This is a genomic window from Micromonospora sp. CPCC 206061 (assembly GCF_036906915.1).
Lineage (GTDB): Bacteria > Actinomycetota > Actinomycetes > Mycobacteriales > Micromonosporaceae > Phytohabitans.
The window spans coordinates 1-10011 of record NZ_JBAKHX010000146.1 but is presented as its reverse complement, the minus strand read 5'-3'; the positions used below and the strand labels follow the sequence as shown (position 1 = coordinate 10011).

Sequence of the window (10011 nt, the reverse complement as noted above, 5' to 3'; positions counted from 1 at the left end):
TCCCGCGGCGGACAAAGCCGCACGTCAGCGTCCGCGGCCGAATTTCCGAACGGTACAGGGTGCAGTTCAGGACCGTTGAGGGCAATTCGACGCCGTTCAAGACCGTTCAAGGCGCCGTTATGCTCCCATCCTGCTCCCCGCCCAACCGGGCTCTTGTCACTAGTCGGGCCTGCAGCCCGTGAACATGGACTACGGCGCGCTCCACCCGACTTGGCTCAAATTAGTGCGCACGTCGGGTGATGGCTTCGAGGGCGTCGCGGAGGTCGTCGGGTAGCGGGTCGGCCTTGCGGCTGTTCTGCCGGGTCTCCGGCCGCTCGCCGCCGATCGGGGCAGAGCGGCCGGAGGGTGCTGGTCCGCGCGGTCACGGTGCGTGTGTCGGCGGTGGTTCCCGGCGGGGTGCTGTCAGCGGTCGAGGAAGTTGTTCACTTCGGTGCCGAACTTGACCGGGTATTGGAAGAGGAAGCCGTGGCCGGCGTTCGGGTAGATGCTCAGGTGGGCGTTGGGGAGGTGCTTGGCCAGCAGGTGGGAGTTTGCCGGGGGCATCAGGATGTCGCTGTCGCCGTCGGCGACCAGGACGGGCTGGAAGAGTGCGTTCAGGCGCACCAGTTTGGATTTGTCGGGGATGCCCCACTCGGACATGGCGGTGAGCTGGGCGTCGCGGCTGGCGAGGCTGGCGGGGGCGTCGGGGTCGGTGGTGCGCTGTCCGAGGCGTTGCAGGAACTCGACCCCCTTGGTCTGGCTGGTGGGGGTGTTCTTGAAGAACAGGAAGAGCAGGTCGGCGGGGCCGGGGTTGTCGCTCAGCACGCTGGCCAGGATCTTGGGGTCGGAGGCCCGCTGGTCCACGCCGCCCTGGGGGCCGGTGCCGGCCAGCACGACGCGGCGGACCTGCCAGGGGCGGCGCAGCGCGACTTCCTGGGCGACCTGGCCGCCGAGGGAGAAGCCGAGCACGTCGTAGCGGGGCAGTTTGAGGGCGTCGATGAAGGCGATGGCGTCCAGGCTCATCTGCTGGAGGGTGCCGGGGGTGGTGCCGGTGGAGCCGCCGACACCGACGTTGTCGACGAGGATGACCTCGCGTTTGGCAGCGATGGTGTCGATGAGCAGGGGGTCCCAGTTGTCGAGGGTGCCGCGGTAGTGCTGCAGGAAGACCAGGGGCACGCTGGTGGCGGTGGGGTTGCCGAAGCGGCGGTAGCGGTAGCTGACGCCATTGGCGGCGATGATGTCCAGGTTGGGGGCCGTGGCGGCGCTGCCGGCGCTGCGCGCCTGGGTGGCGTAACGGATGGAGACCGCGGTGTCGGTTCGGGCGGTTGCCATGCCGGGTGCAGCGGTGGTCAGGGCCCCGACGACCGAGATGGTGGCGAAAGCCAGCGCGGCGGACCGGGCGATGCGGGTACGTAGCCTGGTTGAAGACATGTCACTTCCTTGAGAGTGGATGCGGGAGACTCACCCGGCGTGGTGATGCCGATTGGCGGTGCATGCCAACGCGCGCGGGTTGAACGCCTGGGTGCACGGCGTCTATGCCGGGTGACTCCCTTGCGGTGCGGGGCAACGGCATGCGGTCTGGGTCGCAGCGGGCGAATCCGCGTCAACGGACCATCTGGACCGGTGTCCACCGGGGTTAGGCCTGCTGGTGGGTTTCAGCCGGCCAGCTGGTTCATCTTGCGGATCTGCCGGTCGAAGGCCCGCGAGGGAACCACGCGCCGCATGGTGCTGACCATTCCCGCGCGCGAGCCGGCGGGGTAGCGCAGCTTCGGCTTGGTGTCGGTCGCCGCCGCGACGACCGCCTGGGCGACGGCGGCCGGGTCGTCGCCGGCCTTGACCGCCTCGACGATCAGCTTGTTGGCGATGGCACGCTGCTTGGCGTAGATCTCCATCGGGCTGTCGGCACGCACGCTGTTGGACTCGATTCCGGTGTTGGTCCAGCCTGGCTCGACGAGCAGGACCCGGACGCCGTACTCACGGACCTCGTGGTCGATCGATTCGGAGTAGCCCTCGATCGCGTGCTTGGAGGCGGCGTAGGGCGCCATGAACGGCGCCGGGATGAACCCGACCACGGAGGAGATGTTGACGATCCGGCCGCGTCGCTGGGCGCGCATGTGCGGCAGGACAGCGTTGGTCATCCGGATGACGCCGAAGACGTTGATGTCGAACAGCGCCTGAACCTGCGCGACGGAGCTTTCCTCCGCGGCTCCCGCCGAGGCCACACCGGCGTTGTTGACCAGCAGATCGATCCGGCCGTACCGGTCGATCACCTGGGCGACCGCGGCGGTGACCGACTCGTCGCTGGTTACGTCCAGGTCGAGGAATGTCATGCCGGGGCGGTGGGTGAGGTGCGAGGTGCGGCGGCCGGTGCCGATCACCTCGTAGCCCGCCTTCACCAGCCCGAGAGCGACCGCCTTCCCGATACCCGCGGACGCACCCGTGACGAGCGCGATCGGCTTGTTTGACCCCATGATGATCCCCTTTGGAGGTGAGACAATTGCGAGTTTTGTCAGCTTGGTGAAGACACTTCACCCTGGACGAGGACGAGCGGTAGTCGTGCCGGCTACCTTCCGGCGGCGACCTGGGGGTAGAGGATCGCCGGGTCGGCGGCGAGCCCGGCCTTGACCTGGCGGGTCAGCTCGTCGGCGATGACTTCGAGGGCGTTCGCCTCGATGCCGTCCAACGCCTGGGCCGCGACGCTGCGCGGGGAGGTCTTGGGCGCGTCGACCTGGGCGGTCATGTCGGTGTCGACGTATCCCACGTGCAGCCCGGTGACGGTGATGCCGCGGGACGCCAGCGTCAGGCGCAGCGCGTTGGTCTGCGACCACAGCGCCGCCTTGGACGCGCCGTAGGCATCAGCGCCGGGCACCGAGAGCCAGGAGAGCGCCGAGTGGATGGTGAGGATGTGGCCGCCGCCGTTGCGCTCGAGGATCGGTGCGAACGCGCGGGTCATGTGCAGCGGCCCGTAGAAGTTGATGTCGAACTCGCGGCGGATGTCGTCGACCGGCGTGTCGAGGAACGACGAGCCGAACGAGGCACCGGCATTGTTGATCAGGATCGTCACGTCCGGCGCCTGGCGGGCCACGGCCGCCGCGGCCTCGGGATCGGTCAGCTCCAGGGCCAGCGGCACCGCGTCCGGGTGGGTGACGGCGCGCGGGTCGCGGGCGGTGGCGTAGACCTTGGTGGCGCCGCGGGCGAAGAGCTCGGCCACCAGTGCCTTGCCGATGCCTCGGCTGCCGCCGGTGACCAGTGCTACCGAGCCGTTGATGCTGGTCATGTACTAAATCCCTTCGAGGAAACCGTTCTGTTTCCCAAACATAAACAGATCTGTTTCCATGCGCAAGGGGGGAGCCTGTGCGGGACTATGAGGAATCCGACAGCGACGCTCGCCGGCGATCTTCGGAGGCGGCCAGCCGACGACAATCGCCGCGGCGATGACCGCCGTGAGACACGCCGGAGCCGCCAGCGTGACCGCGCAGCCCACGACTAGCGCCAACAGCGGCCAGCCCTGGTCCGGCGCAGGTCGTTCAGCAGGATCGCCGCGTGCCAGGTCTGCGCGCCCAGGTAGAGGGCGGGCCCACCGAACGGCAGCACGTTGGTGGTGATGTCGGCGTGCTCGGCCGGGTGGGCGATGACGCGTTCATCGCCGGCCGCGGCAGCGATCGTCCGGCGACGGAGACCATCGGGCTGTAGACGCCGCTGCGCCCGGCCCGGATCGGGTCTTCGGTGCGCTGGTAGTGCTGCACGACGTTTTCGGAACGACTGAACAACAGCCAGAACAACGCGACCGTGCCGGCGAACGCCACGCCGGCGGCCGGCAGGGTCATCGGCGCGTACGGCGGCCACGGTCAGCGCGGCTCCGGTGGTCAGCACCGCCTCACCGAACGCGATGATCATGAATAAGCCGCCGCGCTCCAGCAGATGCCCGCCGGCGAAGGGGGCTTCCCGGGAGTCCAGCCTGCGGCCGGGCAGCGGATGTGGCCCCCAGGTCGCGACCAACTCGATCAGGGCCACCCCGGCCCACCACGCCAGCCACGCAGGTCGAAGAACAACTCCAGCGGCGCGACATCCCGGCGCACCCGATCGCGGGTCGGCTGCATGATCGCTCTCCTCGATTTCCGAAAGGCGATGGTGTGCCACGGCCTCCTACGTAGAAACCGATCTGTTTCACTATAAACTGATCTGTTTTCACATCGCAAGAACAGCAGGTACTCTCGGGCTCATGGGCAACCAGACACCGTCCGCGGCGCCCGCCGGCGCCGCCTCAACACGCGAGCGGCTGCTCGACGCCGCGGCGAAGCTGTTCTACGAGCAGGGCATCAACGTCGGCGTCGACGCGGTGTGCCGGGCCGCGGGCGTGTCCAAGCGCTCGATGTACCAGCTGTTCACCAGCAAGGACGACCTGGTTGCCGCCAGCCTGGAACGCGCCGCGCCCGAATACTCGGCCGCCCTGCTACCGGCCCCCGACGACGGCCGGCAACCGCGCGCGCGGATCCTGCACGTCTTCGAACGCCTCGAATACCTCGAGCCGGTACAGGACTTCCTCGGCTGCCCCTTCGTCGCGACAGCGATCCAAGCCAAATCCCCCGAACACCCCGCAAGCGTGATCGCGCGCCGGCAGAAGGACGGACTCGCCGCGTTCTTCCGCCACGAGGCCCAACGCGGCGGCGCCCACGACCCCGACCTACTGGCCCGGCAACTGACCATCGTCTTCGACGGAGCCAGCGCCCGATCCGTCGTACAGGCACACGAGCTGAACGGCCTCGCCATCACCACCGCCAACGCCCTGATGGACGTCGCCGGCCTCGACCCATCCCTGCCCGACAACAACCCGGCGCCGCCCGAGACCGCCCCCGCCCAGACAGCCGCGTAGATCAGCCGCACGCCTCATCGCGATCGGGAGTGCCGTCGCCCGGCTCGTCGATGCACGGCGTGGTCCGTCCTAGCGGAGGAACCGGCCGGGCGTTCGGGACGACACCCGACGACAAGATCGATACAAGGCGTCGGGGTATGTCGATCATGCGCGAGTTTCCGCAAACGCTGGCTGACCGGCGCCCTCGCAGCCAGTTCCGCGGCGCTTGGTGCGGGCGATGACCGCCGGACTGGACCTTGCGCGTGCCGACGTCGTGGTGGATTGGGATCCGGCACCGGGCTAACCGGATCCGACGGAAAGCTGACGTGGCACTCACGTTCGCGCGGCCCAGCGAGATCATCGCCGAATGACCTGGGCTGGCGCCGCTCACTGGGGTGTCGTGGCCCGCCCAGCCCTTGGCGTCTCGCCGAACGGAAACGTGACGTGGCCCCGGTGCCAGGGCTTGGGCCACGTCACGTGTTTGCACTATGTGAGGGCGTACGTCGCGTGAACGCGCAGTAGTTTTCCGAGTACGCTGCGATTTTGCAGATCTACAGTGTGCCCCCGGCAGGAATCGAATCTGCGCAAGTGGCGAGGCTGCTCGGCCGCGTACCGATCTACACTCATGGCGCTCAGGCCAGTCGTCGACGTATGGCTGGCAGCGTCACAATTGGCCCCTGAGCTGCGGGAATGCGGTTTGGATTCTGCCACGTGTGGTCCACCGGGTTCGAGCCCCGTACGGGCTCAAATTAGTGCGCAGGTCGGTGGATGGCTTGCAGGGCGTTGCGGAGGTCGTCGGGTACTGGGTCGGCGGCGGTGATGGTGTGGCCGCCGGCTTGGATTTCGATGGTGCGGTAGCGGCGTGCGGTGCGGACGAACTTGCGGATCGACCAACCGGTGCGGGCCTCGATCCAGCGGCTGATCGCGAGGGCGGCGAACACGATGCTCAGGTGGGCGTCGATGGAGTCGCGTTGATGGTGGTAGATCGGTCGGGCTTGCAGATCGCGCTTTGACATGCGGAAACTCTTCTCGATCTGGAAGAGCTGGTGGTAGGCGCCGATCACGAAGTCGGCGGTGATCGGGCTGCGGTCCGGGTGGGTGGCCAGGTTGGTGACGTATCCCTTGATCCCGGCCAGGGCGCGGGCTTTGGCCTCCAGGGCCCGGTTGACCGTGTGGGTGCCGCCGGACAACTGCACGAATCGGTTGCGTTTGACCGCGGTCTTACCCTCGATCGCTTTCTCGGCCTTGGCGACCTGCTCGTCGATCCCGCGTAGGGTCCGGCGGGCCCGGTCGGCCCGGTATTGGTAGTAGATGACCCTGGTCCCGGCGGCGGTCGGCAGGGCCGGCCGGCCACGGCTGGGTGAAGACGTGCCCGTCGGGGATGTCCTGGCCCGGGTGTTCGCGCCGCCATTCGGCCACGACGTACGGAACATCCGGGATGCGGGCGCCGAGGATGAACGACAACCCGGCCTGTTCGATGGCCTTCTGGTTCGCGGCCGAGACCATGCCCGCGTCGGCCACGATCGTCACGTCGGGCAGCCGGTGCGCTTTCATGAACGCCCGGATCGTCGGCAGCATGGTCAGCGTCTCGGCGGTGTTGCCCTCGAACGCCTCGATCAGCAACGGAAAGCCCGTCGCATCAGTGAGCAGGCCGATGGTGATCTGCGGTTCCAGGCGGCGCTCTTTGGAGAACCCGGGTTCGCGGAACCCATCACCGGCATCCGTCTCGAAATACAGCGTCGACACGTCGTAAAGGACCAGGCTGGCCGGGCCCAGCCCGGCCTGCGCAGCACAGGCGGCGGCCAGTTGCTGCCGCCAGGACGGGTCGGCGAACACCGGCAGCCGCCGTTTGACGGTGGCATACGACGGCGGGTTCACGCCGGCTTCCTCGAGGACGCGCAGGCTGTCGAGCTTGCTGGTCGGCTCGATGATCCTGGCGAGCACGAGCTGCCGAAACACGTCGTCACCTGCGGTGGCCTGCCCGAACCCGAGCGTCTCGTAGGCGTGCGACAGGGCGTCGCACAGGTGGCCCATCCGCGACGATGTGATCGGCAACGGAGCAGCCGGAGCTGTCTGGCCGGCATCGTCCAGGCCCAGATCGAGCTCGCCCTGCCCGGCGGCCAGCCGCTGATGCGCGGCCGCCTTTAACACCTCCCACTCGGCGTCGTCATGCGCCGACCCGATGTGCTCGATGTCGCGCGAACCGCGCCGTGACGAGTACACGATCTGCACCGCCCGCGCACCCGACGCCATCTTCACCGTGCGCACGTACGGGGCCATCCGCCCACCCTACGACCCCGATTTAGTGCGCAGATTTCTCTCCCATGCGCCACGAAACCCAAGGTCAGCGCACTGCGGCCCCTCGGATCGCGAAATCGTGAGCCAAGTCAGGGCACACGGTTGATACGCCGATTGCCGGCGCGGGACAGCCGGTGACGTTTCTGATCACCGGAGGATGCCTCGATGGGTGCGGTGCCGTTCCAGGACGCGAAATGCGCGGCGCTGCGGAACCGGGCGATGGCGCCGATGTCGCCGATGAGCCTGGCCGCCCCGGACGGACCGATCCCGTTGAGGTCAGTCAGCGAGCTGCCAGCCGCGGTCACCAGCCGGCGGAGGTCTTTGTCCGCGGCTCGGATCTTGGCTTCGATGACGGTGAGCTCGTCGATGAGTTCGCGGGCCAGCTGGTGGCGGGTTTGGGCGGCGATACCGACCGGTGCTGGTGCGGTGCGTAGCAGGTAGCTGGCTTGGCCGCGGGTAAGGAACTTCTTGGCTCCGCCGGGGATGAGCTCGAGCAGCAGCTGGTGGATGCGACTGATGGTTTCGGTGCGGGTCCGGCCGAGTTCGTCGCGGCGGTCGACCAGCAGGCGTATGGCGACGGTGGCGTCGTCGGCGGTCACAGGGCGCAGGTTCGGGCTGCGCAGCCCCGCCACGGCCACGCTGTGCGCGTCGACTGGGTCGGTCTTGCGACCTTGACCGGTGTCGAACACCCGGACCCGGGCGGACAACTTCGCCGGCACGTCGAGGACGGTTTCACCGTCGGCGACCAGACGCTGGGCGATGTGTCGGCCGATCCCGTTGCAGCCCTCCACCGCCCACACCCGGTTCGGGAACTGCCGGCCGGCCGCGAGCATCGCCTGGTAGCCGTCGGTGTCTGTGCCGTACCGGCCCTGACCGAGGACCTGCTCTCGCTCGTCGATGACCTCGATCGTGGCCGACCGCTTGTGCGGATCCATCCCGATCACCACACGGTCCATCCGTTGCGTCTCCTCACTCGTACACAGTGGACGTTGTGGGAGGGCAACGCTACTTTGAGCTGGGCATACCCCTCTTGAGCCACTCCCACGGCGGTGACCGGCGGGCGCACGCCATGAGAGAGTCACACCCAAAGAGCCGTGGACAGCCGCGAGAGAGCAACCCGCCGGCCACCTCGACCTAGCCTTGGTGATTCGCGGTGATCATCAAAACGGGCCGGTTGTCGGCGTGTAGAGAAGCGAAAGTGCCTCTCCTGCAAGGGAAACTTGTGATTGCGACATCTACAGGTTTCTCTACGAGGGAGGCACTTCCGACGTGCAGTCTACGACGTGGTCGAGGGATCTGCGGGTCACCGCGGACGGTACGGGTGTGGTGTCGCACGTCGGTGCGGTGCTGCTGCGGATGCTGGCAGATCGGGCCGGTCTGACGCAGGCGATCTCCGGCGCGTTGGCCCGGCCGGCTTGGTGGCCGACCCATGATCGAGGCCGGGTGCTGGTCGACCTGGCGGTGATGATCGCCGACGGTGGTGAAGCGATCTGCGACATCGACGTGCTGCGCCATCAGGATGAGGTGTTCGGGCCGGTCGCGTCGGCGGCGACGTGCTGGCGTGCCCTGGACGAGATCGGCCACGCGCAGTTGCGGCGGATCGCCAAGGCCCGCGCGCAGGTCCGCGCCAGAGTGTGGGCACTGCTGGAGCAGCTGCCGCCCGCGCGAGCGGCCGGCCGGGACGTCGGTGACGGGGTGGTCGTACTGGACGTCGACTCCACGATTGTGCTGGCGCACAGCGACAAGGAAGGCGCGGCACCGACCTACAAGCACACCTATGGGTTTCATCCGATCCTGGTCACCTGCGACAACACTGGTGAACTGCTCGCTATCAAGCTGCGGCCGGGCAACGCCGGCGCGAACACTGCCGCGGATCATCTCCAGGTCCTGGCGGAGGCGGTTGCGCAGATCCCGGCCGCTCACCGCAGACACCTGCTGGTGCGCGGCGACTCGGCCGCCGCGACTCACGCCGTGCTGGACTGGCTGGTCGAGCAAGGCGCCAAACGCGGCCGGCAGGTCGAGTACTCGATCGGCTGGGCGATCGGCGAAGCCGAGCGGACCGCCATCGCAGGCGTCACCACCTCCGGGTGGTCACCGGCGATCAACGCCGACGGCGGCATCCGCGACGGCGCGCAGGTCGCCGAACTGACCGGCCTACCGGCCTTGACCGGTTGGCCGGACGGGATGCGGGTGATCGTGCGGCGGGAACGCCCGCACCCCGGCGCCCAACTATCGCTGTTCGAGGAACGCGACGGCTGGCGTTACACCGCGTTCGTCACCAACACCGCAGTCGGGGCACTGCAGTGGCTGGAAGCCCGCCACCGCGCTCACGCTCGCGTCGAGGATCGGATCCGCTGCGCGAAAGACACCGGCCTTCGCCGGCTGCCCTCCCGCGAGTTCGCCATCAACCAGGCGTGGTGCACCGCCACGGCGATCGCCGTCGACCTCACCTGCTGGCTCCAACTCATCGGCCTCGACGCCGACCTCGCCCTGGCCGAGCCGAAACGGCTGCGCTACCGGATCCTGCACACCGCCGCCCGCCTGGCCCGCGGGCAACGCCGCCGCTATCTTCGCATCCCGGCCACCTGGCCCTGGGCCACCCAAATCACCGCCGCGTTCGACCGGATCGCGGCGATCCCCGCACCCGGCTGACCGGCGTCAGCCGCTGACCCAACGACCGGAGAACCCCAGGAGACCACGCCAACCGGCGCGACAGTCGGCCACCCAACCTGCCCGCAACCGATAACCATCGACCAACAACGATGACACCAAGCAGGCGAAGCCGCCGCGTCAGACGCGCGAATGATCGAGGCTAGCCTCAATACCGGTAACTTAGGGGCAATTCGGTCGTTGGTCGTGGTGTGCCTCGTGCGGGTCAATTG

Annotated in this window: 7 protein-coding genes and 1 pseudogene; 2 read left to right on the top strand and 6 right to left on the bottom strand. The window is 68.2% G+C overall.

The genetic code is table 11. The features are described 5' to 3' along the window. Positions 1-402 precede the first annotated feature (402 nt). The 4 genes from V6V89_RS40305 to V6V89_RS40290 all read right to left on the bottom strand — a co-directional run bounded on the left by V6V89_RS40305 (position 403) and on the right by V6V89_RS40290 (position 3993). Entirely contained in the window at positions 403-1410 is a 1008-nt protein-coding gene (locus tag V6V89_RS40305; RefSeq protein ID WP_334624976.1) for an alpha/beta fold hydrolase, read from the bottom strand. Between the two features lie 224 nt (positions 1411-1634). Continuing rightward, on the bottom strand, positions 1635-2450 hold the full coding sequence (locus V6V89_RS40300) for an oxidoreductase (protein ID WP_334624975.1): 816 nt from the start codon (positions 2448-2450) through the stop codon (positions 1635-1637). Between the two features lie 92 nt (positions 2451-2542). Continuing rightward, positions 2543-3256: an SDR family oxidoreductase gene (locus tag V6V89_RS40295; RefSeq protein ID WP_334624974.1), complete on the bottom strand. Its 714-nt coding sequence runs from the start codon at positions 3254-3256 to the stop codon at positions 2543-2545. A gap of 209 nt (positions 3257-3465) precedes the next feature. Beyond that, on the bottom strand, positions 3466-3993 hold the full coding sequence (locus tag V6V89_RS40290) for a low temperature requirement protein A (RefSeq protein ID WP_334624973.1): 528 nt from the start codon (positions 3991-3993) through the stop codon (positions 3466-3468). Between the two features lie 208 nt (positions 3994-4201). Here V6V89_RS40290 and V6V89_RS40285 point away from each other — a divergent pair, with 208 nt between their 5' ends. Further along, a complete protein-coding gene (locus V6V89_RS40285) occupies positions 4202-4852 on the top strand; it encodes a TetR/AcrR family transcriptional regulator (RefSeq protein ID WP_334624972.1) in 651 nt (216 codons plus the stop codon). 728 nt (positions 4853-5580) lie between these two features. Here V6V89_RS40285 and V6V89_RS40280 read toward each other — a convergent pair. Together V6V89_RS40280 and V6V89_RS40275 are read right to left on the bottom strand one after the other, a co-directional pair. Then, positions 5581-7111 (bottom strand): annotated as a pseudogene (locus V6V89_RS40280) (IS1634 family transposase). 107 nt (positions 7112-7218) lie between these two features. Further along, complete coding sequence (locus V6V89_RS40275) at positions 7219-8085, bottom strand: IS110 family transposase (RefSeq protein WP_334624971.1); 867 nt, start codon at positions 8083-8085, stop codon at positions 7219-7221. 313 nt (positions 8086-8398) lie between these two features. On the opposite strand from V6V89_RS40275, the gene V6V89_RS40270 reads away from it, so the two are divergent. Beyond that, entirely contained in the window at positions 8399-9781 is a 1383-nt protein-coding gene (locus V6V89_RS40270) for an IS1380 family transposase (protein ID WP_334624970.1), read from the top strand. Positions 9782-10011: the final 230 nt, after the last annotated feature.